We start from the raw sequence: 25,499 nt of genomic DNA on the forward strand, positions 1-25,499 counted from the left end.
GTCGATCCTTTCCTCAAGGGCCTCTTCGAGAGCCCGATATTTTTGTCTTGCGTCCAGCCTTAGCAGGACATACCGTCCTATGGTATACCAAGAATCATAAGAGGACTTGCTGACCATGGCAACCCCAGGAGAGGCGCCAACCGCCATCGAGGCCAACAGCATCGGCTTCGTCCCGCTGGCCGAGAGGCATGGCCGCGTGCGTGATCTGTTCACGCTGTGGTTCACGACGAACATTGCACCGCTGCCGGTCGTGACCGGCGCCATGGCCATCCAGGTTTTTGGCTTGTCGCTGGGCTGGAGCATTTCAGCAATCATCCTTGGACATCTGGTCGGCGCGTTGGTGCTGGCCGCCTGTTCGGCACAGGGCCCTCAGATGGGCTTGGCGCAGATGATCCAGAGCCGCGGTCAGTTCGGACGCTATGGTGCCCTGCTGGTCGTGACGTTTGCGACCCTATTGTATGTCGGCTTCTTCACCTCAAATATCGTGCTGGCGGCGAAATCGGTTCATGCGCTTGTGCCCGGGATCGGACTGCCGGTCGGAGCAATACTCTGTGCCGCCGCAGCGGCCGGCATCGGTATTCTTGGCTACAACGTCATTCACCTGCTCAACCGCGTCGGCATGTGGTTCATGGGTCTCGGCCTTCTGTATGCTGCCTTCAGGCTTGCCGATGGTCTTTCGTCAGAGATCGTGTGGCGGGGAGGCTTCACGATGGTGGGCTGGTTCGCGATGTTCTCGCTCGGCGCCGTTTGGCACATCTCCTACGCCTGCTACACATCGGACTATTCGCGGTACCTGCCACCTAGCGTTGGTATCCGCGGCCCCTTTCTAGCGAGCTTCGCCGGCGCCGCGCTCGGCGCCGCGGCGTCGTTCATCCTCGGTGCGATGGCCGTGGCGGGTGCCCCCGTCGGTGCCGACCCGATGACCCAGGTGAGCGGTGCCGTCGGCGCGCTCGCACCGATCCTGATGCTCCTCTTCATCTTCAACATCGTCAGCCACAACGCGCTGAACATCTACGGTGCCGTCCTGTCGCTCATCACGATGGCGCAGACGTTCGTGGCGTCGTGGATGCCAGGGCGAAAGGCACGCATCGTCTTGTCGGTACTGGTTCTCGGAGCCTGCCTCGTCGTCGCGACGACGTCGGCGGACACGTTCGTGCCCCGCTTCATCGGCTTCGTCATCGGCCTGATGGTCGTGCTGGCGCCTTGGGCGACGATCAACATCATCGACTTCTACGTCGTTCGAAAGGGCAAGTACGACATCGCCTCGTTCTTCGAGGCCGATGGCGGCATCTATGGGCGGCTGAACCTGAAGGCGGCGATTGCCTATCTGGCCGGCATCGCGGTGCAGCTGCCTTTCCTGACCTCCAGCCTGTACACGGGTCCCTTCGCCTCTGCGATCGGCGGCTTGGACATCGGTTGGCTCGTCGCGCCGATCGTCACCGGCGGGCTCTATCTGGGTCTTGGTGCCGGCAAGACGCAACGTCCCATCAACACCGCGGCGCATGCCGAAGTCGCCATACGATGACGTCGATCACCACCGCCATTGGCATTGATAGTTCCAGCAGGATGGAAATCATGGTTCCCGATACGATGATCCGCGCACGTCCGAACTTCCTGTCTTCGCCCGAGGAGATCATTGAGGAGGCACGCAACGGCCGCATGTTCATTCTCGTCGATGACGAAGATCGCGAGAACGAAGGCGACCTCGTCATTCCAGCGCAAATGGCGACGCCGGAAAAGATCAACTTTATGGCAACTTACGGCCGTGGACTGATCTGCCTGGCCATGACGAACGACCGGGTCGATCAGCTTGGCCTCAAGCCGATGGCGCAAAAGAACGGCACGCGTCACGAAACGGCCTTCACGGCCTCGGTAGAAGCCCGTGTCGGGGTCACCACGGGCATATCTGCCAATGACCGGGCACGCACGATCGCGGTGGCGATCGACTCTGCCAACGGTCCGAGCGAAATCGTCACGCCAGGTCATGTCTTTCCGCTGATCGCACGCGACGGTGGGGTTTTGGTCCGCGCTGGCCACACCGAGGCCGCGGTCGACGTCTCCAGATTGGCTGGGCTCAACCCTTCCGGCGTCATCTGCGAGATCATGAACGACGATGGCACGATGGCTCGCCTGAGCGACCTGATCGGTTTCTCCCAGCTTCATAACCTCAAGGTCGGCACGATCCGCGACCTGATCGCCTATCGCCGTCGTTACGACCATCTGGTCGAGAAATGCACCGAGGTGACGTTCAACAGCCGGTGGGGCGGAGAATGGCGGGCGATCACCTATCGCAACCGTGCGACCGGTACCGAACAGATCGCACTGGTGAAGGGCGTGCTCGATCCCGAACAGCCGACACTGGTTCGGATGCATGCGATATCGGCGCTTACCGACATCTTTGCGGGCGATGGCCAAGGCATGGATGTGCTCGAGCGCTCGATGCGGATGATCGCAGAAGAGGGGGCGGGCGTCGTGATCGCGATCAACCGGCAGCGTGACGATCGTTTCTCGATGGCGCTGAAAGCACGAGCAGGCACCTTGTCGCCATCGGACATGGAGGAACTTCGTGATTACGGGGTGGGCGCGATGATCCTGACGGAACTCGGAGTCGAACGAATGATCTTGCTGACGAACACGCACCGCACGCTGGTCGCGCTGTCCGGCTACGGATTGTCGGTAGTCGGCGAACGCAGTCTGGTCGCAGCGCCAGCCGCCTAGCGACCCTGCACAACTAATATCCAAACAAAGCAACGCGGAGGCTACTTTCGCGAAGGAGAGCGCATGCCTTTGACACCACCGGTTCCGGTCGTCATCGAACAACAGTGCGTGCCCGGTGCCGCCTGTCCGAATGGGGCAGCATCGCCCACCGGCAATGCCGATGCGGGAGGAGAGGTAACCCTTCCAGATACCCCTGCTACGAAGCCGGACGTGGCACCGCCGGCATCGCCGAGGAAGGGACTAAAGGTAGGGGCCACGTTACGGGGGCGGTATGATCTTCGCTTTAACGACGTGTCCGGAAGCGGCGCGGACCGCACGTCGAGCCACCTCTCCTTCGATACCCTTGCACTGACGGCGGACTATACGTCCGACCGGTTCTTTGGCGCGGCGCAGTACAGATTCTACGGTGGCAACTTCATCTACGGAAAATCGGCCGGCTACCGGGAATACCCGGGGGAGGTGCGTTTCCTGATGTACGCCTATGGCGGGGCCAAGCTCACCGAGTCCGACAGCGTTACCGCAGGTATTCAAGCGGTTCCTTTCGACGATCGATACTGGGGATCGTCCATCCTCGACGACCTCGCGTTCGTTTACGGTTTTGAAGAGACCTACAATCTCGGCGTCAAGTTCCGTCACGAGACGCCGCGGTATCGTGTAGAGGTCGGGTTCTTCCCTTCCAGCGGGCCTGCCGGTGGCGGCATCAGTTCGGACTCGTCCCGCTACTCCACGAACATTTCCAAAGCTGACAGCTACGTGCCGGACGGTTCGCGTAACGACGAACGCAATATGCTCATCGGGAACGTCAGCTACACGCTTGCGGCAACAGAGACCGTAAAGCTCAGCGCCACCATTTCTGGATGGCTATCGACAATCCATAACTTTGATACGCATGCCGACGGCAGCAAGCGCATCTTCGCGGCAAGCCTTACCGGTAGTAAAGGGCCTTGGCATGCAAAGACACTCGTAGCGAGGCAGGACATTGATCCGCGGAATCCGGGTCGTAATGACATGATCACTGTCGGAGGCTTCGACGCCTCCTATAACATCGCGACGAAAGGGACATATGTATTTGGCGAGTTGGGTCGATCCATCGACACCGGAAGCTTGCCGTTCGATGTTACGCCCTACGTCAACTACGGTCGCTTTTTCAAAGATGCAGACGGCTTCAAGGATAGCGAACGGCTCGATATCGGGGCGGTCTGGTCGTCCAAGAAGTCTCAGCGCATCAAGGTCTATTCTGAATTTCTGATTGGCCGAAATGACCCTTACGTTGGGGCGGGTCAGTTCATATCCGGCGCGGCTCAGGGTGGCGACGGTCGTCTGAAGAAATCGATATTGGTGATTTTCGGATACTCGATCTAGCTCGGGTTGTCCCCGCCGCGCTTGTGGCGTCCATTTTGGACGGTTCTCCTACGCGTTCAAGGAAGATGAACGGGCGTCCAGTTTTGGGCAGCTCATCTTGAGCATTGAACGTCTGCTTATGGGTCATTCGGCTATCGGTCTTCTAAAGGTACACCACGATCAGACTCATCAGGAACGGTAACGCGAACGCTCGCCGGCAGGTGTCAGGTATCGTCCGCTGGTTCGCAACCGAGCGATTTGTTGGATCGTTTGGGTTTGTGAAGGAGAGCAACGATGATGACCGCCCCGCAGGCCGAAGAGCCCGGTTTTGAAGCCGACGTCAACGAACTACCGGACGACAACAACGGGAAAGAAGATACCCTTGAGGATAAACCAGTCGCCGACGAACAAAATTCAAACGATCTCGAGGAAGCGCAAAAGGAAGGAGCAGAGGAGCGAGAAGAGGGCGGCTTATACTGAAATAGGCATGGAGACGACGTTGACCCGGAGCGTAACCCGCTCCGGACCAGTGAACCATTTAAATAGTAAACGTGCTTCGATGCTAAAGCGCTACATCTGAAGTCGTCAGCAAGATCGGTGGCTCACCACCTAAACGTTTCACAAATTCGCGCTGGGCAATGCGGTGCACGTCGCTCTCGAACTCGATGAAGACCTCGGTCGCGGTTTCCGGATCAATTCCTTCTAGCTCCGGGTTCAGCATCTCGGCCAACGCTTCGCTGGTGATCAAAAACTCGACGGGACCAAAGTCGGTCGTGCCGGTGAAGCCGATGCTATCACGCTCCGCCACCCAATATCCGTCACCGCGCTCGAACCGAACGCTGGATTTTACCATAGTAGTTACTCCTCTACGGTTGGAGTGGCGGCAAATGCTCGGCTAGGGCTGCGATAGCTTCGCCAGTGAACGTCGTACTGGAAACCCCTTCGATCTGAACGGCATGATCCGTGGTCAAGGTTGCCGCTTCTTTATGTTCAGGGTCCAGCCTGACCCAATCCCGCACGACTCGCTCGAGGTCCGTCACTTCGGCGATATCGGTGTCACCGCGGGGCACGTTTTCCAACGACGCGCTCATGCGCCAGTTGATGTCCGGGGTCTTGGCGCTTTCGCCCCATGTCGCTTCTGTCATTGTCAGTCACCTTTCGGGGTTCAACGGCTAGAATAGCACAGACGATCGGGCATCCTCCGCGTCCGCCGATGACATGCCCTCAACGCGCATCAACTGCGATGGGTAGGGCGCGACCAAGTCCTTCAGTTCGTCCCAGGGCGCTGTCAGCCAACGATCGTAATCATCGTCGTGCAGGATGACCGGCATGGCCTTGGGGTGGATGGGCGCCACGATCGCGTTCGGCTCGGTCGTCAGGAAACCATAGGCATTGCCTCGCTCGGTCGGACGCCAGATGCCTGCAAACGCAAAGATTGGACGGCTGGGCACGTCAAACCAGTGCAAGGGCTTCTTGCCGTCTTCGCCCGGCGCTAAACCGTATTCCGAAAAGGCGGTGACCGGGACGAGACAGCGTCGCGCCGGTGTCGTCAGCATCGATCGCCAGAAGCTGGAGTTCAGGTTCCGCACGTTCGTCACGTACTTGGTAAGTTTGACCGAGGGGTCGCGCACACTCGGCACCTGCGTCGGCACGCCCCATTCCATCCGCTCAAGCTTTCGCTCCGCGCCGTCCTGCACGATCACCTTGCCGTAGAACGGGGTCTTCTTGCCGGTCGGGAAGATGTCACCAACGGGGTATTCCTCGTCCTTTTCATACGGAGGTCGGATACCGAAGGTGACGGCAAGGTCGACCTCTTTTGCGGTCATACGATACCGGTTGCACACGAGCCTGTTCCTAGGGTTGGCGCCGACGAGACCGCTCGCCGGCGCACACGTCTTACATCTTGTCCTTCAGCCCTTTGGCGGCTGTGAACGCAACCTTCTTGGAAGCCGCAATGGTGATCGCCTCACCGGTGCCGGGGTTACGGCCTTCGCGCTCCGGGCGGTCCTTGACGGTGAACTTGCCGAACCCTGGAATCGAAACCTCGTCGCCCTTCACGGCTGCGGCCGCAATCTGGTCGAATACGGCGGTGATCGCCTTCTTTGCATCGGCTTCGTTCGAACCGGTCGCTTCGGCGACGCCCTTGGCCAAGTCACTTATGTTCATGCTATTCGTACTCCGTTGGAAACACCGGCGGGACCTTAGCCATGGCGAACGACGAGACAAAGACCGTACTGGACGACGCCAGCGTTGCGGCGGTTCGCCTCATGCTGAACAAGCTTGCCGATCACGATGTCGCCGAAGCTTACGAGGCGACTGGAGGGCAGGGGCCGATCTCCGATCTCGCGGCCGAGGCGATGCGGGCCCGCAACATCGATCTCTAGCGGTTAGCGATGCGTTCGCGCGTGACGCGAGGATCCTCGTAGAGATCGCGGATCGCGCGGTGCCGAAAGACATTCCACCAGCGCTGCCAGCGATGCTCGGCTGCATCGTGGATCATGTGGCAGCGCTGACACAGCGCCTTGAGGTTTGAAGACGCGCTGTTGCCAGGATCATGATCGAGGTGCGCACAGGCCAGGACGACATAGGTCACCCGAACCGACGCCAGCGCGAACCCGGCTTTCATCGAAATACGTTTGCCGCGGTCCGACCGCCAGCAGCGGACATCGGCATCCCACCAGCGGCCATCGCCTAGATGGACCACCCGGCGCAGATGCGGCCGGCTGCATCCTTCACACTTGGCGCCGGCGCGATCAAACCGGACCGTCTGGGACAGCTGCCGCCAGTCGATCGGGTAGAGCCAGCGGTTCTCGGGGCGGATCGGCATGACGATTCTATGAGTCACCGAACTGCCAAACGAAAGCGAATAATTCGTCGTTTGTTGCCGCTTCGTATTTTTTTCGTTCCCCTCCGTGCGCCGAGGGGAACGGCAAGCCTCCTGCCCGGATCGGGACGATCAAAGCGCTTGCAATGTTGGAGATGGTAACGGAACATAAAGAGAACGAGTAGAGTGTAAGAACATGATGTCCCCCGCCCCCGAGTCCCTCGCAACCAGCATTGCGCATCTGCGGACGATTGCTACGCCAGTGACCGACTACCGCGTGCTGCCGTTCGGCGTAGACGCGATCGATGGCCGGCTTGGTGCTGGCGGTTTGCGTGCTGGAGCGCTTCACGAGGCGACGGCGCGCAGCGCATCGCTGGTCGATGATGCTGCAACGACGTTATTCCTTGCCGGCATTGCGGCGCGTGAAGCTGCCAACGCCAGCGGCCCTGTCTTGTGGGCCACGTGCCGCACCGACCTCTACGCTCCGGCTCTGGCGCAAGCGGGCCTGTCCTCATCGGATGTCATCTATGCTCAGCCCTACGATGACGCGGCGTTGCTCGCCGTGATCGAGGACGCGGTTCGCGATGGCACACCATCGGCGATCATCGCGGAAGCGAGCAAGGTATCGATGGTCGCAACCCGCCGCCTGCAGCTTGTGGCTGCTGAAGCTGACATGCCGGTGCTGCTCCTTCGCCGTCGACGCGGCCGTGATCAGGATCCTTTTTCCGAACCGTCCGCCGCGTGGACGCGCTGGCGGATCGGCTCCGCGCCTTCGGCGCGGTTAGAGATCGCGGGTGTAGGAAGAGCGAGATGGTCGGTCGAACTGGCGCGGCAGCGCGGCGGTGAGGGCTTTTCCCTGATAGTGGAGGGCAGCGATGAGACGGGTCGTCTCGCTGTTCCTGCCGAACTTAGCCATCGAGCGGCTGAGACGGTTGGAACGGCCCGCTACGCGGCTGCCTGAACGGCCAGCCCTGCAACTGCCGGTCGACGACGATCCGGGTACCTGTTCGGTGCCGAAGGGCGGCGGATGGCGGCCTGGTGCCCGTTGGGCGCGCGAGGGTGCGCAATCACGCGGGGACGTTGAGGCGCAGATCGCCGCGCTACCAGTTCATGCAAAACCGCCCATGCGCGAGCTTGGTCGGCGATCGGAAGCAGCCAATCATCCCTATAAATCGGCGAACCCGTCGAAGCCGATAGTTTCTGCATCGCGTCTTAATATTAAAATCACCGTATCTGCACCGCTTGCTTTGGTTGGAAAGGTTGGGCGACGCGAGGAGGTGGTTGCTGCTTGCACAGGCGCGCAGGCTCTCGGCATTCACGCAGGCATGGCGGCTACGCATGCCCGCGCGCTGGTGTCAGATCTCGACTTTCGTCCGGCCGATCCTGAGGCCGACACGGCGCTACTCGATCGCCTCGCGCTGCTGGCGGTTCGACGCTGGTCGCCGATCGCGGCAGTGACGCCGGCAGACGGGCTTTGGATCGACCTTGCCGGCTGCGATCATCTCCATGGCGGGGAGGAGCGGTTCTGCCGTCGCCTGCTGGCTTTCTGCCGTCGCGCAGGCTTCACAGCCCGTGTTGCGGTAGCCGACACACCAGGTGCTGCGCACGCGCTGGCACGGTTCGGAAGGGACGATCTTACCCGCGTCGAACCACGCGGAACGGTAGAGGCGCTGAGCCCATTGCCGGTCGCCGCGCTGCGCCTGACGCCGACGGCGCTCACCGCGGCGCGCAAGTTCGGCTTCGAGCGGATCGCAGATCTGTTGCCGGTCGCGCGCGGGCCACTGGCACGCCGGCTTGGCTTAGCCGCCATCACGCGGCTCGATCAGGCCTTGGGAGGCATGGCAGAGCCGATCACCCCGCGTGAGGATGCGGAGGTGCCAGCTGTCGAGCGCCGGTTGTTGGAGCCGATCAGTACAGCCGAGGCGATCGAGCAGGTCATGGGCGACCTCCTGCGCGACCTCGCAGAACTGCTGCAGGCAAAGGGCCTTGGCGCCAGGTCGCTGCGGCTGACCGGCCTGTGCGTCGACGGCAGTGAGCAGATCGTGGCGGTCGGCACATCCCGGCCAACACGCGAGGTGACGCATCTTCTGCGGCTGCTGAAGCTGCGCATCGAGCGCATCGATCCAGGCATGGGGCTTGAGCAATTCTCGCTGGTGGCGCCGCACACAGAGCCGCTCGATGCGGTCGACCTTGGCGCTGTCCTCGCCGGTGAGACATTGGTGCGTGATCCGTCGCGCCTGGTCGACCTGATCGCAGGCCGCATCGGAGGGCATGCCGTCTTCCGCATAGCGCCTGTCGAAAGCCATGTGCCGGAGCGCGCCGTTATCCGCTCCGATCCCAATCGCGTGCCGGGAGATTGGCCGGCTTGGCAACGTCCGATCCGTCTCTTCGCGCATCCAGAGCCACTACACCGGGTCATGGCGCTGATGCCTGATCAACCGCCGAAACGGTTCGAGTGGCGGGGCAAGACGTACAAGGTCGTCGCCGGCGACGGACCGGAGCGTGTCCACGGCGAATGGTGGCGGCGCGACGCCGAGGTGTGGGCGATCCGCGACTATTACCGCGTCGAGGACGAGACCGGCGGTCGCTACTGGGTCTTCCGCCGCGGTGACGGTTTCGAGGACGACACCGGGGATCTCAGCTGGTGGATGCACGGGGCCTTCGGATGACCCATTATGTCGAGCTTCAGGTGCTGACGCACTTCTCGCTCCTGCGCGGTGCCTCCAGCCCGGACGAGCTGTTCGCGGCTGCGGCGCTGCTCGGCTATCCGGCGATCGGGGTCAGTGATATCGGCACCGTCGCCGGCGTCGTGCGGGCGTGGGAAGCGCAGAAGGCGACCGGCGTCCGCTCGATCGTGGGCACACGTGTCGATCTGTCCTGCGGTCGTCGCCTGTTGCTCTATCCTACCAACCGTCCCGCCTGGTCGCGGATCACGCGGCTGCTGACCGTCGGCAAGAAGCGGGCAGGGAAGGGTGGTTGCCTGCTGCACTGGCACGACCTCAAGCCATGGTCTGAAGGCATCGTCGCGATCCTTTTGCCGCGTGAGGCCGACGAAGAGAACCTTGCCGCACTGGCGGAATTGAAGGCGCTCTACGGGCGTCGCGGCTATATGGCGCTGTTCCAGCGTCGTCGACCAGGGGACGCGGTCCGCATTGACGCGCTCGCGCGCCAAGCCGGTGATGCCGGCGTGCGCGCAGTTGTGACCGGCGACGTGCTTTACCACGCACCCGACGCACGGCTGCTGCAGGATATCGTGACCGCGGTGCGCGAGAAATGCACCGTCGACGAGCTTGGCTACAGGCGTGAGGTCAACGCCGATCGTGCGCTCAAATCGCCGGACGAGATGGTCAGGCGTTTCCGTGCCTACCCCGACGCGCTGCAGGCAAGCGTCGATATCTCGCGCATTTGCACCTTCGATCTTGGCGAGCTTCAGTATCAATACCCGCATGAAAAGCTGATTGACGGCCTGACGGCACAGGAGGCGCTTCAGAAGCTCGCGACCGAAGCGGTCGAGCGGCTGTTCGACGGCGACGTGCCGCAGGCCTATACTGACCAGATCACGCATGAGATGCGACTGATCGGTGAGCTTGGCTATGCGCCCTATTTCCTGACCGTGTACGCGATCGTCCGTGAGGCACGCAGGCGCGGGATCCTCTGCCAGGGCCGTGGCTCGGCCGCCAATAGCTGCGTCTGCTTCGTGCTCGGCGTTACCTCGATCGATCCGGTGAAGCACGAGCTGCTGTTCGAGCGGTTCGTCTCGGGTGAGCGCCGCGAGCCACCCGATATCGACGTCGACTTCGAGCATGAGCGCCGCGAAGAGATCATCCAGTGGATTTACGAGACCTATGGTCGCAATCATTCGGCGTTGACCGCGGTGGTCACACGCTACCGGGCCCGCGGCGCGGTACGCGATGTCGGCAAGGTGCTTGGCTTGCCGGAGGATCTCACGTCATCGCTGGCGGGGCTTGTATGGGGTTGGTCCGCGGACGGCGTCGGCGAGAAGCAGGTCGAGGAACTGAACCTCGACATCGGCGATCGCCGGTTGCGCCTGACGCTGGAACTGGCCCGCAAGCTGATCGGCGTGCCGCGTCACATGTCACAGCACCCGGGCGGGTTCGTCCTCACTCATGATCGCCTAGATGACCTGGTGCCGATCGAGCCGGCCGCGATGGAAGATCGTCAGATCATCGAGTGGGACAAGGACGACATCGATGCGCTGAAGTTCATGAAGGTCGACGTGCTGGGTCTCGGCATGCTCGGCTGCATGAACCGCGCCTTCAATATGCTCGAGGCGGACAAGGGGCTGCGCGTTGGCTTGGCCGATCTGCAGGACGACGATCCAGACGTCTATGCGATGATTTCGAAGGCCGACACGCTCGGCACCTTCCAGATAGAGAGCCGCGCGCAGATGAGCATGCTGCCGCGCATGAAGCCGCGACGTTTCTACGACCTCGTCATCCAGGTCGCGATCGTGCGGCCGGGACCGATCCAGGGCGACATGGTGCATCCGTATCTTCGCCGACGCGAGGGGCTGGAAAAGCCGGAATATCCGCGACCGGAGCTGCGCGCGGTGCTGGAGAAGACGCTCGGCGTGCCGCTGTTCCAAGAGCAGGCCATGAAGGTCGCGATCGTCGGCGCCGGGTTCACGCCGGCCGAAGCCGATCAGCTGCGCCGCGCGATGGCGACGTTCAAGTTCACAGGGGGCGTGAGCCACTTCAGCGAGAAGCTGATCGGGGGCATGGTCGAGCGGGGCTACCCGCGGGAGTTCGCCGAACGGACCTTCCGCCAGCTCGAAGGCTTCGGGTCTTACGGCTTCCCCGAGAGCCACGCGGCCTCCTTCGCCAAAATCTCTTATGCGTCCTCGTGGATGAAGCATCATCATCCCGACGTGTTCTGCGCGGCACTGATGAACGCACAGCCAATGGGCTTCTACGCGCCTGCGCAGATCGTCCGCGACGCCCGAGACCACGGTGTTGAGGTTCGTCCGCCCTGCGTCAACGCGAGCCGCTGGGACTGCACGCTCGAGAACGCCGACGGGCGCTATCTCGCCGTACGGCTTGGGTTGCGACAGATACGCGGCCTCTCGAACGCGGATGGCGCCAAGATCGTTGGTGCGCGCGAGCTGACAGCTTTCGAGAGCGTAGAGGACGCTTGGCGGCGCTCGGGGGTGCCGCGCGCCGCGATCGAAAAGCTGGCCGATGGGGATGCCTTCCACAGCTTCAGCGTCGATCGCCGCCAGGGGCTTTGGAAGGTTAGGGGCCTCGGCGACGCACCGCTGCCACTATTCGCCGCGGCCGACCGCGTAGCCGAGACCTTCAGCGCAGAAGGCATCGAGCCGGACGTGGCTCTGCGGCCGCTGACCGATGGTCGTGAGGTGATCGAGGACTACCGTGCGCTGCAGCTGTCGCTCCGCGCCCATCCGCTGACGTTCGTGCGTGACGAACTGATGCGACGCGGCGTCACCAAATGCGCTGACCTCGCGAACGTTCGCGACGGCCGTCACGTCGAGGTCGCCGGCATTGTCCTCGTTCGTCAGAAGCCGGGGTCCGCCAAGGGCGTGCTGTTTATTACGATCGAAGACGAGACCGGGATTGCTAACGGCATCCTCTGGCCAGACCGGTTCGAGGCACAGCGGCGCACGATCATGTCCGCCTCGATGGTCGGCATGAAGGGACGGGTCCAGAAGGAAGGCGAGATCATCCATGTGATCTGCGACCGGATCATCGACCATGGGGACCTGCTGCACCGTGTCGGCGACATGTCGTTCCCGCACCGGACTGGCCGCGGCGATGCTGGCCAGCATCCCGGCTCACCCGATCGCGGCGACAAGGGCTGGAAGCCCGAGGTGCGTAACCAATACTGGCCGCCACACGCGGACGGCATGGATCCGGAGGAGGTCGTCCGATTCAAGTCGCACGACTTCCATTGATCCCATGTCCAAGCTGCCGAGGCATCAGCGGGTCGTGATCGCGCTGTCAGTGCATATCCTGCGTTGCGGAGTTACGCGCTGCTCGGACGCTCGCGTCGACGTACCAGAGATCCGGTTGGCGCTTCGTTGCCTGCTGCCGCATTGCCCGGAGAAATGGCCGCTGACGATGTTCTGGGACGCGGCAGGACAACAAAACGAAATCGGACGCGCTCAAGGCGTAACTGCGGCTTTCAACGGGATTGTCCGCCAGCTGCGCCGTGCAGGCTGTTATGAAGAGGTGTCTGAACCGTGAGTATGAGACTACCGCGAGCGGCCGTTGCTCGCGTTCCGGAAGGCACGCGGATCGTCAGCGTCGAACGCATGTCGCGGGCCTTCACCAAATACCATCTCGACGACGGACGAGCGCTTCACCGGTTCAAGATGGAAGAGCCGCACGCAACACCGCACGACCATCCCTGGGGGTTCGAGACCGAAGTCCTCGAGGGCGGCTATGTCGACGAAGTGTTCCATCTGGATTCCGGCGGAGGCTGGCATAGCGAGCTTGTGCACCGCGTCCCTGGCGAGCGATACATGTCGACGCTACGCATATTCACCGCATTGTCGAGCTGCCGACAGGCGAATGCTGGACGTTGGTTCGTGCCGGACCCCACGCACGCGAGACCCGGTTCTGGCGGTTCGGGGACACAGTTCAGTCGCGTGCCTGGCACGAGCGGAAATGGACGCATCACCTCTGACGAACGGGGCAATGCGGAAGTGCTGACGCATGCATCACACGCAGCGATCGCTGCCTCGCCGGAGCGGCAGGAACAGATAGCGACCGGGGGCTTTATAATCGGGAAGCTGCCTGGAGTGATCTCATGCTTAAGAATGTCGTGATCAAGTCGACTGTGCCGAACGGGTTGCCCAGTTTGGCTGGCATTGCTCCGCTGCCAAGTCGGCAGGAACGACGCCGCGAGGCAGCGAAGGTCAAAAGAAGGGCTCATAAACAGTGTGCTTGCTGCGCCCCGGAACAAAGCAAACCAGTCGACGATTACTGATTGAGGCGTTCAAGCCATTGAACAGGGGTAGAGTGTCATGAAGAAGATTTTCGGTCTTGGTATCGCGACGGGGCTGATCGCCTTGTCTGCCTGCAACTCCACCCCCCGCGAGCAGACGGCGGACAATATCGAAGCCAACGCGGAAGCTGTGGCGGATAATCTGGAAGACGCCGCTGATAATGCAGGCACTCCCACGCTCGAGGACAACCTTGAGAACAAGGCAGATGGCGTTCGGGCAACCGGTCAGAATCAAGCTGACGACATGCGCACGAACGATCCTGATACCAACCTTTCGAACGGGATTTAGCTTTACCGATTTTTCGGGACAGGCCGAGCTGCTCCCAAGCATGGCTCGGACTGGAAGGGCGCTCGACAAACCTCGGGCGCCCTTTTTACTTCCACAAGTTTCCACGAACGTGCGTTGCTCCGGTATTGGAGTTTTCAAAAGTGGAAGCGTTACGAGGTCGAATACTGGAGCGGCAAATGTCCTGTCATCAAAGCCGAACTGGAAGCTGCCGTAGTAAAAGCCAGTGCGAGGAGCAGAACGGCCGCCAAGGTGCGAGTGGCTGGACGATTTTTGTCAGAGTTGCGGGCCCTAACTGATGGTCGCAGATCGGCCCTCGCCTATGGAAGCCAAGCTCGTAGACGAACTACCGGCCGAGCCGGGCTGGCAGTACGAGCCCAAATGGGACGGTTTCAGGGCCCTGGTCTTCCGTGATGGCGAGGTGGTCGAAATCCTTTCAAAATCGGGAAAGCCGCTCGGTCGCTACTTTCCTGAGATCGTCGCACTTGTCGCATCGGTCCCGCAGGAGCGTTTCGTGCTCGACGGCGAGATCATTCTGCCGATTGCGGACATCCTCTCGTTCGATGCGCTTCAGGCACGGCTGCACCCGGCGCAAAGCCGAATCGATCGCCTGGCGAAGGAGACGCCTGCGCAGCTGATGCTGTTCGATTGCCTGGGCGTCGACGATACCGACTTCAGCAGTGCGCCGCTCTCGGCTCGTCGAAAAGCGTTGGAGACGTTCCATGCGCGACATGCGCGCGATCGTCTTCTGCTGTCCCCCTGTAGCGACGATATCAATGATGCTACAGCTTGGTTAGCGACGAGCGGCGGGGCTCTGGACGGCGTCGTGGCGAAACGACTGGACGAGCCGTACCGTGGCGGGGAACGCGCCATGCTGAAAGTGAAGCAGCATCGCAGCGCGGATTGCGTCGTAGGCGGCTTCAGACGGGTGAAGGAGGGTAGCGAGGTGGCGTCGCTCCTGCTTGGCCTTTACGATAATAGTGGAAAGCTCAACCATGTCGGCTCCACCTCAGGTATCGCCGCGTCCGACCGCGCGGCGCTTACCGCGAAGCTCGAGCCACTGATTGAAGCGCCGGGCTTCACCGGTAAAGCTCCTGGCGGTCCCAGTCGCTGGAACGACGGTCGTGAGAGCGAGTGGGTCCCCTTGCGGCCAGAGCTCGTCGTCGAAGTCCTGTACGATCAGGTGACTGGTGATCGGTTCCGGCACGGTACGCGCATCCTGCGCTGGCGTCCCGACAAGGCACCTGAGGCATGCACGATGGATCAGCTCGAGCATGAGCTTCATCCTGCTGAACTGGGCATAGCGTCATGACCGGTTCCTCCTCAAGCGATGCCCTCGCGCAATACCGGGAAAAGCGGGATTTCGCCAAGACCGCCGAGCCTGAGGGTAAGATCGCCAAAGCAGGGGGCAACCGCTTCGTCGTGCAGAAGCATGCCGCGTCTCGCCTGCACTATGACTTACGGCTCGAGCTCGACGGCGTTCTCAAGAGCTGGGCCGTCACGCGAGGACCCAGCATCAATCCTGACGACAAACGTCTAGCAGTTCGCACCGAAGACCACCCCGTCGAGTACGCCACGTTCGAGGGCACGATCCCGAAGTCGGAATATGGCGGCGGGACCATGATGCTGTGGGACACAGGAACGTGGGCGCCGCTCGCTGGCAAGGACCCGAGCAAGACGCTGCCCGAGGGACATCTCCACTTCTTCCTGCATGGGCATCGCCTCAAAGGCGAATGGATGCTTTTCAAACTGAAGCCTCGGGGCAAGGAGAAGGGCGAGAACTGGATCCTGCGCAAGGTCACCGACGACCAGATCGGTGGATCGGAGGATCTTGTCGGAACACACCTCACCGGGGTCGTCAGCGGCCTGACTATGGAACAGATCGCCGCCGGCGAGCGGGGCAAGCCGGGAGCGCCAGCAACGCCCGCCGCAAAGCCTGCGACGAAAGCTGCGAGATCACGAGCGACAAGCCGTAAGAAGGCAGGCTCGCCCCCGCCGTTCCAACCTGTCCAGCTCGCAACGCTTGTCGATCATGTGCCCGCCGGCAATGCCTGGCTGCACGAGATGAAATATGACGGCTATCGAACGCTGGTAGCGGTCGGTGGGGGGACGGGCAGGGCCTACACGCGGTCCGGGTTGGACTGGACGGACAAGTTCGCCGGCATTGTCGCTAACGCCGCGGATTTGAATGCGTCGTCTGCTCTCATCGATGGTGAGGCAGTGGTCGTCGATGCCGACGGCAAGACCAACTTTCAGGCGTTGCAAGCTGCGCTCAAAGGAGACCCGAACGCGATCCTGTACTACGCGTTTGATCTGTTAGCGCTCGACGGTGAGGATCTGACCGGACAACCGCTATCGGAGCGCAAGGCGAAGCTTGTATCGCTGCTTGCGGGTGGCACCGACCGGATCCGCTACTCGGACCACATTGTCGGCCGCGGCGAGGAGCTGTTCGACACGTTTTGCGCCGAAGGTCTCGAGGGCGTCATCTCGAAGCGTGCGGACGCGCGCTATGTCGGCTCGCGGTCCGGCAGCTGGCTGAAGACGAAGTGCATCCAGAGACAGGAGTTTGTCATCGTCGGCTGGTTGCCGTCCGACAAGCAGCGAGGGTTCAAGTCGCTCCTCTTGGGCGTCAACGAGGACGGTCATCTCCGCTATGCTGGCAAGGTGGGGACAGGGTATACGGGCGACGAGATCGACAAGCTGATGGACCTGATGACGCCGCTTGCCGTCACAAAGCCGAGCGTCGACGCACCTCGCGCAGCCGTCCGCGGTGCACGCTGGATCAAGCCGCAGCTGGTTGCCGAAGTGGCTTTCATGGAGGTCACGAGCGACGGGGTGTTGCGCCATTCCAGCTATCTGGGGTTGCGCCAGGACAAGAGACCCGAGGCGGTCGTCGTCGAGAAGCCCGAACCCATTGCCAAGCTCGAGGCGCCCGCGCCCTCCGTCGTCCGAGTGACGAACCGGGAACGGGTGATCTTTCCGGAGTCCGCAATCACAAAAGGCCAGCTCGCCGACTATTACCAGGCTCTGTCCGGCATCATGCTGCCCTGGTGCGGGAGTCGGCCGATAAGCCTGGTCCGGTGTCCGCAGGGCAGGGGGAAGAAGTGCTTCTTCCAGAAGCACGACGCCGGCAGCTTCGGTGATCACGTCCACCACGTCGGTATTGCTGAAAAGGACGGACACGACGAACCCTATTTGTTCGTGGACGATGCTGAGGGTCTCGTCACCTGCGTCCAGATGGGTACGATCGAGTTTCACGGCTGGGGTGCGCGGATCGAAGACGTCGAAAAGGCCGACCGGCTGGTGTTCGATCTCGATCCCGATGAAGGCCTCGATTTCAAAGACGTCATCTCCGCCGCGCTCCACGTCCGCGACGTACTGGCCCAGATGGGTCTTGAGACCTTTCCGATGATGACGGGCGGAAAGGGCATTCACGTCATCGCGCCGCTAACACCGCAAGCCGAGTGGCCGGCCGTGAAGGATTTCGCACACCGTTTGGCAATCGTCCTAGCCCAGTCCGAACCCGATCGATTTACCGCAGCCCTTGCAAAGGCCAAGCGAACCGGCCGCATCTTCATCGACTATCTTCGCAATCAGCGCGGCGCGACGGCTGTCATGCCGTATAGTGCTCGCGCTCGCGAAGGCGCGCCCGTTGCCGTACCCATCACATGGAAGGAGCTGGGGAAACTCGACCGCGCGTCGGGCTGGCACATCGGCGATGCCAATGTGCTGCTGAAACGCGCGGCGTCCAAGGATCTGCTGGGTTGGGGACGCGCTAACCAGACGCTGCCGGACCTATGATCGCCTCTGTTCGCTTGGTGCCCCGATGAAGATCGCAACCTACAACGTGAATGGTATCAACGGTCGCCTGCCGGTGCTACTGCGCTGGCTGGAAGAAGCACAACCGGACGTCGTCTGCTTACAGGAACTGAAAGCACCGGACGAGAAGTTCCCTTTGAACGCGATCGAGGCGGCCGGTTATGGTGCGATCTGGCAGGGCCAGAAGAGCTGGAACGGCGTCGCCATCCTCGCTCGCGGTGCAGAGCCCGTCGAGACCCGGCGGGGTTTACCGGGTGACCCGGACGATTTGCAAAGCCGCTATCTCGAAGCGGCCGTAAGCGGCATCCTGATAGCCGGGTTCTATCTGCCAAATGGCAATCCAAGGCCGGGTCCGAAGTTCGATTACAAGCTGGCTTGGATGGAGCGCTTGATCGCCCATGCGGCCACGCTGTTCTGCACCGACGCGCCGGTCGTGCTGGCCGGCGACTACAACGTGATGCCGACCGAGATGGACGTCTACAAGCCGGAGCGGTGGATCAAAGACGCGCTGTTTGCACCAGAAGTCCGAGCCGCGTTCTTTCGTTTGATCGATCAAGGTTGGCTGGATGCGCTACGGGCAAAGCACCCGAACGAAACGATCTACACGTTCTGGGATTACTTTCGGAACGCGTATGGCCGTAACGCCGGGCTAAGGCTCGATCATCTTCTCCTGAACGCTCCTGCGGCTGCTCGGTTGGCGAATGCTCAAGTCGATCATCACGTCGGGGGATGGGAGAAGACCAGCGATCATGCCCCTGTCTGGATCAAACTGAAGGCCGCCCGACGGAAGCGTTCCACGACCTGATCGTCATACCGACGTGATATGCCAACACTTGGTAGGGCATCCAGCGATGCCGAAACCGGCACGCGCAGGTCCTCCTCCCGCGTGATCTCAAGCGTCGCGCCCAGACTGTCGTGGGTGCCGGAACGTCTGCTCATTCAGACGCTGACGCGACCGCACCTTGCCTGTGTTCAGGCCTTGCCGCGTTCGCCGTTTACCTTGCCTGCAGCAGCGTCGAGCTTCTCGCGGTCGTTCCCGACCTCGGCAATCAGGTCACGCGCCTGCTGCGCACTCAATCCGTGCTTCTGGGCGAAGTACTCGACCTCGTAAGGTTCGCTACCGGAAACACGGCTGCGATCACGGCCGTCGGTCTTGCTCTTGTCGTCTGCCACTGCGTGTCTCCAATATGTTCTGATCTGAAAACGCTTGGCCCGCCGAGCGTTTCCTGCGGACGACGCATAATTTCACCGCCTGAGTCGGCTTCGGCATTCAGGCTGGGTCGCTCATCAGTGCTGCTGAGTGACAGCTATCGAAGCGCCGATACCGAAATGTACGGTGCAGCAGATAGCTTAGTCAGATGATGCGCTCTCGTTATCAAGGCGGCGCGATCGACGATGATGCGACGGTTCGGGATCATCCGCGCGGGATCGCGACGAGCACGATCGCCAACGAAATCACGAAGATTGAGAGCCAAATTGCGATCTGGCCAAAGATGTGCAGCACCAAGCCCATCCAGGAGTAGCGTCAACGAAGGAGGACTACGCTCCCGACGGCGACAAAGAACGCGATCGTCGTAGGCATGGTGAGCGACGGAGAGCGGGAGAGGGAGGCTTCCGCAAGCGGTGCCAAACCAATCGCCATAACGAGCAGCCAAGAAAACCCAAATATGAGGGTGCCAAGACATATTACCCAGCGCCGGCGGACGGTGCTGAACAGACTGAAAAGCCTTATGTTCGCGCGTTGCCATGATGTTCATCTCACCGTATCATGAATGGCGAGGTGAGCCATGATTGATCCAGGACAGCCGATAATGTTCGACAGTGACTTGCCCCCCGGGCGAGGCGCCGGATTCTGGCAGATGGATCCTGGCCGTTCAGATGATAGCCTGTCGTCGAACGGCGGGGCGACGTCGAAGGTAGCTAGGTTCTTCATATTCGTCCTCGTTTTCGGTGGCATGGGGCTTGGTTTCGCCGACATGCTGCTCCGTTAACTTCAACGATCAGGACCAGCTGGGCCTTGACTGAGCGCAAGACGACCATCGTTGTCCCGACGGTGCTTTTCGCCAAGTAGCTCTACAGCGCCGGTTGTAACAATTCCGTCCTCCCGATCTATCGATGGTTTGCCGCTTGCGACCGGATGGGGAGAGCTAAGGCCGCTGCCACCCGAATAACGCCCCACGATGCTCGCCTCGGAGGCCACACCTGGCAACTCCATGCCTTCGAGAGCAGGGTTGCGTAGCGCGCTCTGGATGTCACGCTCGATCCCTTCCGAGCGTTGGTTGGACCACTTGCCGATCGCGGCGTTCCGCATGCCCTCTTGCGTCGAGCTGAGGTTCGTCTCCCAAAGGCCGGGTAGGACGCCGTTGGGACTGTTGGCGACTTCTTTGTCGTAATAGCGAGCGAGGTCCTGGCGAAGATCTTCCGAAAGGTTGAAACCGTGACTTTCGGCGAAGCTCGCATGCTGCTCCAAGGACTGGGACAGTTCGCGATAGTGACGGGCTTGCTCGTTGTAAGACTCGATGCGGCTAAGGGACTCCTCGATGGCTTTCGTTCGCGACTCACTCTGCTGTGAACGGGAGAACTGACCGGACTGACTGAAGGTCCCATCATTGGTGCTCACGGTCGCGCCAGTGGCATGGTCACGATTGATACCGTCAGTAACGGAGAGTGACTTGTCACGATTAGCAGAGGCGGTGTCCGTATCGCCTGTCGTGTTAGCGCGCGTATAAGTTTGATTGTACCCAGCGTAGGCCTCACCTTTAAGCCCTAGCATACCAGCGGCAGCGCCAATGATGCCTCCACCCTTTCCACCCTCACCCGCGCCAATGCTACCGCGAACACCTCCGATGGCCTGATCCGACCAATTGGTGCTCTTGCCGGCTTCGGATTGGTGGCGAGTGCCATTGCCAACGCTCTGGCTATTTTGCACGCCGTCGGTGCCAGTGATCGTGTTGCGATCACTAAGCTCGGTGTTGCTGCCGCTACGAACACCGGAACTGGAGTCGAAGCCCGAGGAATTATCGCTCGACCAGGAATGGCCGTTCCGAAGGGCATTTAGGTGCGAGACCTCGCGACGACTAGCCTGCTCGAACCCGTCCGCAACACGAGCGGCCATCGTCGCCTGACGGCTTTCCGTAGCGACTGACCCCTGCGTCATCGAAGCAGAGAACGGAATATTCGAGATTGCCTTCGACGTGTCGTAGACGTTCTGGCCGTCGCCAAAACCGTTCGTCGTCGCGCCGTTGTCGTGCCGGAAGCTGGATGCAAATGCACCGGTCGAGAATGCAGGCGCGTCCGACCACTGGTTGCTCTGACGCATGTTGGACGTCGAGTTCGAGAAGCTGGCATTGCCATAGGAGTAATTGCCTGTGGTCTGCTCAGCGGCTGCAGCCTCCGCAGCGTTCTGCGCCGGCGATAGAACCGATGTCGCCTGGCCCGAGATGCTCATAGCACCCTTGGCTAAGCCAGCTGCAAGGAACGGCACTGACATCAACATGAAGCCCGCGATCGTCGCAGTTTCAGCGTTAACCGCACCAATACCGGCATAGGTTCCCAACGACATGCCGCCATCCGCTACGCCCTGAGCCGCGGCAGTCGCACGCGTCATACAGATCATGTGGAGGATGACATAAAGCGGCCCCCAGGCGGCAAGATAGAAGAACCCGGTCAGGTAGCCCTTGAGCGCACCGACCCCGGTCTGAGGCATCAGGAATAGCGGGAAGATTACCGGAAACATCGCATAGAAGACGACGGTCAGCACGATGTTCAGGATAGGCACCCAGCTCATCGCCTGCTGCGCGATCGAGTTGTACGTGTTGCGCGCCTGAATATCGGCCCGCGTCGTCGCGAACGTGTCGATCGACGCCGCGCCAGGACCACCCGCCATGCCGTCACGGGCCTGCATGAAGGCATTGATGGCGGTGTGTTGTCGAACGATGTTCTCGTAGCCGGCGCTGGATGCGGTAAAAGCCTGATTGACGATCGGAACATCGGCCCGGAGCTTCGCGGAGGCCACGGCGGTCGAGAGCTTTGGATAGGTTTCCTTAGCCCAGAGCGAGGTCTGGGCGTCGATCATGCTGTGCCAAAGGCCATCGAGCATACCATAGGCCTGCGGGCAGCTGACGATGCTGCTGGACGTTGTCGCGCCGGAGCGTTCCACCCAAGGTTGAGACCGCGCAGCAGAGCCGGGTCCCATCGTTGCCCAAAGGTCTTTCGCGGAGGCAAGGTCGGTCATCGACTTCTGGCCGAGCATGACGTCGCCGAATACGCAGTTTTTGAAATGCGAAGACAGGTTGGTCGCGAACTCGGCGTCGCGGATTTGGAAATTGCGCGTCGCATCGAGCAGACGCGCACCATAGACCATGCCGTTGGATGAATAGCTAAGCTGGCTCGGCATCGTGAAAACCGTTTCGGCCGTCCGGGTCAGCCAGTCACCGACCTGACTGGTGAAGCTGGCGATTACCCCCAAACCGAGGGGTACGTTGTCGACAACGGCGGGAGCCAGTGATGGATTGATCCGGTCAGTCACCTTAACCGTGACGGTCGGGACCATGAGGCACATGTAGATGAGCGACGAGCCGAGGAACCAGTTGAGCCAGACGCGCACGTTCATGGTGAAAGCGACTGCAACGAGCGAGTAGATCAGGCCAAGGACCATCACCACCTGGAGGAGGGAGCGGTAGCCGCCCCCGCCCGTCCAAGCCGCTACCGCGTTGAACGTGTTGACGATGTATTCGCCACCGCCAATCGTGAAGACCTCAACCATGCTCCGTCACCCGCCCTAGTTGAGGCCTTGGGCACTCAGGCCCCGCGAGAAATTCAGCGATGCCGACATCGCCGGCGACATGCTGTTCTGAAGGGTAGATTCGAGCATCACCGACTTATTGATGAGCGCGATAGTCTGGTTCAGCGTGTCCTTCAGCTTGACGTCACGCTGAGCGTAGCGCGTGCGCGCCTCCGCCAGTTGATCGCGCCACATTTTGCCCATTTCGGCATCGGCCGGCTGGACCTGAACGGTAGACTGGCTGATCCGGTCGAGCATGTTCTCGATCATCGACGAGAGGAGGTTCACAGCGACGATTTCAGCCAGCGCGCTGGTTTCGCCATCGGCGAAGTTCTGGTGCGCCATCGCCTGTACCGCGAGCATCTTATACAGCGGCAATGTCGTCATATTGAGGAGCTGCTGTTCGGGCGCATCGAGCGCCGCATCGGTGCGGATCTTGGAATTGATAGAGTCGATCATTCCCTTGATCTTCGAGCGCAGGCCCGGCCCCGCCTGCAGCGTCTGCTCGGTCATGTTGAGGCATGCTTGTGCCTCGTCGCAGTGCAGGATCTTCACCGGCGTGCCTGACGCGGTGCCGTCGAGAAGAGCGGTTACGACCGCATCCTCGGCCGGACCCACGAAGCCGACGATCGCTCCGGCCGGGGCCTTCGGATTGATGACGATCGTACCGACGAGCGTCATGAGATATTCCGAGAATTGCTGATCGGTGCTCCCGAACTTGTTCGACTTTTTGATAGCATCCCAGGTGTAATTCCGTGGGTTACCGGGGATCTTGTCGGCCAACGTCGGATCGGTGTTACCGTCGAGAGTGGCGTCCTGTTCACCGCCCGCGCCGCAGCCCTGCCGTGACCGCGCCCAGTCGGAAAACTTGCCCTGTGAATTGCCGACGGCTGCGCAGACCGTCGAGCGTGCGCCGGCCATCTTCGGCCAGACCGATCCGACCAACCCTTGCGCCGCTTCGCAGGACGATATGTTCATTTGGTTCGTCTGCTGCGCCTTGTTGGCCATGCTATCCATGACCTTGCCGATCTCAGGCGAGACGCTGTCGATCGCCAGCTGGAAAGCAAAACCCAACGCGTTGTTGGCAGTCGCCTTCAGCATGGCGACCATCTCAGCGCCGTTGATGAAGCTGAAGGAGCCGGTGAACAGGTCGATCCCACCGCAGCCGGCCGAGACCTTGGGCATCTGCAAGTTGAACGGCTGAACGCTCTTTTGCGGGAAACGCGTCCAGACGTTGCCCATCGAATAATAGCCAGCGGTCTGCCCCTGATAGGCGCTCGGCCCGGTCACGTTCGCGGCACCGCCCGCGTCCTGGAAGAAGCTGTTCATCTGCCCCGCGACGTCGGCGCGGGCCATGCCAACGGGAATCATGCTCGCGGCACCAAGGCTCATAGCGACTGCAGCCGTCCGGCGAAGGAGGGCGCGGAAGGGGGAGGGACGAGGAGAAGGGGCGTGCGCCATCAGAAGTCACTCCCGACCTTGGCATTGGTGAGCATGAAAATGCGTTCCATGACTTCGTCAGCCGACATCACGCCAAAGCCGATCGGCACGGTTTTGCGCGTGACGGTATCGAACAGCACCAGCGCCGGCGTTGCGAGCGGCACGCCCATGCGCTGACGCTGGCCGCTGTCGACGACATAGTTGGGGAACTGGCGGCTCGGACCGCCATCCGTCGACACGGCCATGACGGTGATGCGGTGGCTGTCGGCAACCGAGCGCAGGATTGGCGAGAAGACCTCACAGGCAGCACAGGACTGCGCGAAGAAGTAGAACATGCCGTAGCGCTGGCCGAGGCGCGAAAGCACCTGGTCGCGGGTGGCGGCACGGTTGTCCGTCCATGCTCGCTTGCCGATCGTCGAGACCGGCCGCTGCAGCGTGTAGTCGATATCCGGGTTCTGCCAGAGCGCTCGCTGCCAGGTATCGGAGAACGTCGACGCGCGATCGAGCTGCTCGCGCTGGTAGCGGACATAGGCGATAACATTCGCCTCGGTCGGCTCGAGGATCGCCCGCGCCTTCAGTTCGTCCAGTTGCTTGGTGATTGCCTTCAGCTGCGCCGTCGACGACTGCTGCGGCTGCGTGGACGCCTGCGGGGCGGTCGGTTTGGCCTTGGGCCGCTCGCAGTAGAACCACTGGCCGAGTTTCCGCTCGCCACAATAGAAGTCGCCGCTCTGCTGCTGCTCCGGGGCGTCAGACGTCCGATCAAATTCGGGCTGGACCACGGCATTAGTGGCCTGCGCATCGTCATCATCGATCGCCTCAGCCATCGACGCGCTCTGCAGATCTACGGCCTGCGCGAACGCGGGCGTGGCAACAGACGCCATCGCTGCAAGCAGCATCAGGATGGCGGCGGTCAACCGCCCGGCACGTTTAGTCTTGATCGTCGTCATCATCATGCTCCCCGTCGAGCTCAATCATTGCGAGTTTGAGAACTGACATCATCGCGGCGACGTCGAGCATCCTGGTGCCCTGATCGAGCATCCGGACGATGCCGCGAAGGTGGCTGCGGCCGTGCTTTCGGCCCTTAATGGTCGCACGCATTCCGGTTTCCCGGCGAACCAGCCAGCCCTTGTCCGCCATGCGCGGAAAGGCCTGCTCGACCTCGTGCGGATCGACATCGCACTGAAACCAGTGCGAGATGGTCTGCGCGACTTCGCCAGCCGATGTGCCCCGGGCGGAGCGATGGATGCGAAGGAAAATGGCAAGATCGAGCACCGACATGTCGATCGAACATGGCCCCCCCGGAC

General features: G+C 61.5%; 25 protein-coding genes. 15 read left to right on the forward strand and 10 right to left on the reverse strand.

Features of this window, described 5'->3' with window-relative positions:
- The first annotated feature begins 115 nt into the window (after nt 1-115).
- The 4 genes from QFZ54_RS19125 (at nt 116) to QFZ54_RS19140 (ending at nt 4,539) form a co-directional block, all read left to right on the forward strand.
- Nucleotides 116-1,525: a purine-cytosine permease family protein gene (locus tag QFZ54_RS19125; protein ID WP_307090137.1), complete on the forward strand. Its 1,410-nt coding sequence runs from the start codon at nt 116-118 to the stop codon at nt 1,523-1,525.
- Between the two features lie 50 nt (nt 1,526-1,575).
- Nucleotides 1,576-2,718, forward strand: coding sequence for a 3,4-dihydroxy-2-butanone-4-phosphate synthase (gene ribB / locus QFZ54_RS19130; protein ID WP_307090139.1), 1,143 nt, complete (start codon nt 1,576-1,578; stop codon nt 2,716-2,718).
- 63 nt (nt 2,719-2,781) lie between these two features.
- Nucleotides 2,782-4,080 (forward strand): hypothetical protein, encoded by a 1,299-nt coding sequence (locus QFZ54_RS19135; RefSeq protein WP_307090141.1) that lies wholly within the window; start codon nt 2,782-2,784, stop codon nt 4,078-4,080.
- 273 nt (nt 4,081-4,353) lie between these two features.
- The gene (locus tag QFZ54_RS19140; RefSeq protein WP_307090143.1) at nt 4,354-4,539 is read left to right on the forward strand and encodes a hypothetical protein; all 186 of its coding nucleotides are present in this window, start codon (nt 4,354-4,356) and stop codon (nt 4,537-4,539) included.
- Between the two features lie 82 nt (nt 4,540-4,621).
- Here the strand turns inward: QFZ54_RS19140 and QFZ54_RS19145 are convergent, their stop codons facing one another.
- From QFZ54_RS19145 to QFZ54_RS19160, 4 genes are read right to left on the reverse strand one after another with little or no spacing between them, the layout of a single operon-like run.
- Entirely contained in the window at nt 4,622-4,912 is a 291-nt protein-coding gene (locus QFZ54_RS19145; RefSeq protein ID WP_307090146.1) for a hypothetical protein, read from the reverse strand.
- 13 nt (nt 4,913-4,925) lie between these two features.
- Entirely contained in the window at nt 4,926-5,204 is a 279-nt protein-coding gene (locus tag QFZ54_RS19150; RefSeq protein ID WP_307090148.1) for a hypothetical protein, read from the reverse strand.
- Between the two features lie 27 nt (nt 5,205-5,231).
- Complete coding sequence (locus QFZ54_RS19155; protein WP_307090150.1) at nt 5,232-5,903, reverse strand: SOS response-associated peptidase; 672 nt, start codon at nt 5,901-5,903, stop codon at nt 5,232-5,234.
- Nucleotides 5,904-5,955: 52 nt separating this feature from the next.
- Nucleotides 5,956-6,225 (reverse strand): HU family DNA-binding protein, encoded by a 270-nt coding sequence (locus QFZ54_RS19160; protein WP_307090152.1) that lies wholly within the window; start codon nt 6,223-6,225, stop codon nt 5,956-5,958.
- A gap of 41 nt (nt 6,226-6,266) precedes the next feature.
- Here QFZ54_RS19160 and QFZ54_RS19165 point away from each other — a divergent pair, with 41 nt between their 5' ends.
- Nucleotides 6,267-6,443, forward strand: a complete 177-nt coding sequence (locus tag QFZ54_RS19165; protein ID WP_307090154.1) for a hypothetical protein — start codon at nt 6,267-6,269, stop codon at nt 6,441-6,443.
- On the opposite strand, the gene QFZ54_RS19170 is transcribed toward QFZ54_RS19165, so the two are convergent.
- Nucleotides 6,440-6,886 (reverse strand): hypothetical protein, encoded by a 447-nt coding sequence (locus QFZ54_RS19170; protein WP_307090156.1) that lies wholly within the window; start codon nt 6,884-6,886, stop codon nt 6,440-6,442. The genes QFZ54_RS19165 and QFZ54_RS19170 overlap by 4 nt on opposite strands.
- Nucleotides 6,887-7,082: 196 nt before the next feature.
- On the opposite strand from QFZ54_RS19170, the gene QFZ54_RS19175 reads away from it, so the two are divergent.
- The 9 genes from QFZ54_RS19175 (at nt 7,083) to xth (ending at nt 18,777) form a co-directional block, all read left to right on the forward strand.
- The gene (locus QFZ54_RS19175; RefSeq protein WP_307090511.1) at nt 7,083-7,844 is read left to right on the forward strand and encodes an ImuA family protein; all 762 of its coding nucleotides are present in this window, start codon (nt 7,083-7,085) and stop codon (nt 7,842-7,844) included.
- A 163-nt stretch (nt 7,845-8,007) separates the two neighbouring features.
- Nucleotides 8,008-9,552 carry a Y-family DNA polymerase gene (locus tag QFZ54_RS19180; protein ID WP_307090513.1) on the forward strand — a complete coding sequence of 515 codons (1,545 nt, stop codon included), beginning with the start codon at nt 8,008-8,010 and terminating at the stop codon, nt 9,550-9,552.
- Nucleotides 9,549-12,812, forward strand: a complete 3,264-nt coding sequence (locus QFZ54_RS19185; RefSeq protein WP_307090158.1) for an error-prone DNA polymerase — start codon at nt 9,549-9,551, stop codon at nt 12,810-12,812. Before QFZ54_RS19180 ends, QFZ54_RS19185 begins: the two co-directional genes overlap by 4 nt.
- Before the next feature lie 4 nt (nt 12,813-12,816).
- On the forward strand, nt 12,817-13,104 hold the full coding sequence (locus tag QFZ54_RS19190; protein WP_307090160.1) for a hypothetical protein: 288 nt from the start codon (nt 12,817-12,819) through the stop codon (nt 13,102-13,104).
- Nucleotides 13,101-13,688: a hypothetical protein gene (locus QFZ54_RS19195; RefSeq protein WP_307090162.1), complete on the forward strand. Its 588-nt coding sequence runs from the start codon at nt 13,101-13,103 to the stop codon at nt 13,686-13,688. Before QFZ54_RS19190 ends, QFZ54_RS19195 begins: the two co-directional genes overlap by 4 nt.
- A 198-nt stretch (nt 13,689-13,886) precedes the next feature.
- A complete protein-coding gene (locus QFZ54_RS19200) occupies nt 13,887-14,156 on the forward strand; it encodes a hypothetical protein (RefSeq protein WP_307090164.1) in 270 nt (89 codons plus the stop codon).
- Between the two features lie 319 nt (nt 14,157-14,475).
- Entirely contained in the window at nt 14,476-15,465 is a 990-nt protein-coding gene (locus QFZ54_RS19205) for an ATP-dependent DNA ligase (protein WP_307090166.1), read from the forward strand.
- Complete coding sequence (gene ligD / locus QFZ54_RS19210) at nt 15,462-17,954, forward strand: DNA ligase D (protein ID WP_307090167.1); 2,493 nt, start codon at nt 15,462-15,464, stop codon at nt 17,952-17,954. Before QFZ54_RS19205 ends, ligD begins: the two co-directional genes overlap by 4 nt.
- A gap of 25 nt (nt 17,955-17,979) precedes the next feature.
- Nucleotides 17,980-18,777: an exodeoxyribonuclease III gene (gene xth, locus QFZ54_RS19215; protein WP_307090169.1), complete on the forward strand. Its 798-nt coding sequence runs from the start codon at nt 17,980-17,982 to the stop codon at nt 18,775-18,777.
- A gap of 167 nt (nt 18,778-18,944) precedes the next feature.
- Here the strand turns inward: xth and QFZ54_RS19220 are convergent, their stop codons facing one another.
- Nucleotides 18,945-19,145, reverse strand: a complete 201-nt coding sequence (locus tag QFZ54_RS19220) for a DUF3606 domain-containing protein (protein ID WP_307090172.1) — start codon at nt 19,143-19,145, stop codon at nt 18,945-18,947.
- 185 nt (nt 19,146-19,330) lie between these two features.
- Between QFZ54_RS19220 and QFZ54_RS19225 the strand changes: the two genes are divergently transcribed.
- Nucleotides 19,331-19,495 (forward strand): hypothetical protein, encoded by a 165-nt coding sequence (locus tag QFZ54_RS19225; protein ID WP_307090174.1) that lies wholly within the window; start codon nt 19,331-19,333, stop codon nt 19,493-19,495.
- A 470-nt stretch (nt 19,496-19,965) separates the two neighbouring features.
- Here the strand turns inward: QFZ54_RS19225 and QFZ54_RS19230 are convergent, their stop codons facing one another.
- From QFZ54_RS19230 to QFZ54_RS19245, 4 genes are all read right to left on the reverse strand, one after another.
- Nucleotides 19,966-22,737 carry a conjugal transfer protein TraG N-terminal domain-containing protein gene (locus QFZ54_RS19230; protein ID WP_307090176.1) on the reverse strand — a complete coding sequence of 924 codons (2,772 nt, stop codon included), beginning with the start codon at nt 22,735-22,737 and terminating at the stop codon, nt 19,966-19,968.
- A gap of 15 nt (nt 22,738-22,752) precedes the next feature.
- Nucleotides 22,753-24,126, reverse strand: coding sequence for a conjugal transfer protein TraH (locus QFZ54_RS19235; RefSeq protein WP_307090178.1), 1,374 nt, complete (start codon nt 24,124-24,126; stop codon nt 22,753-22,755).
- A gap of 89 nt (nt 24,127-24,215) precedes the next feature.
- Nucleotides 24,216-25,142, reverse strand: coding sequence for a conjugal transfer protein TraF (locus QFZ54_RS19240; protein ID WP_307090180.1), 927 nt, complete (start codon nt 25,140-25,142; stop codon nt 24,216-24,218).
- Nucleotides 25,123-25,473, reverse strand: a complete 351-nt coding sequence (locus QFZ54_RS19245) for a hypothetical protein (RefSeq protein WP_307090182.1) — start codon at nt 25,471-25,473, stop codon at nt 25,123-25,125. Before QFZ54_RS19245 ends, QFZ54_RS19240 begins: the two co-directional genes overlap by 20 nt.
- Nucleotides 25,474-25,499 lie beyond the last annotated feature (26 nt).

The organism is Sphingomonas faeni, from assembly GCF_030817315.1.
Classification (GTDB): domain Bacteria; phylum Pseudomonadota; class Alphaproteobacteria; order Sphingomonadales; family Sphingomonadaceae; genus Sphingomonas; species Sphingomonas faeni_C.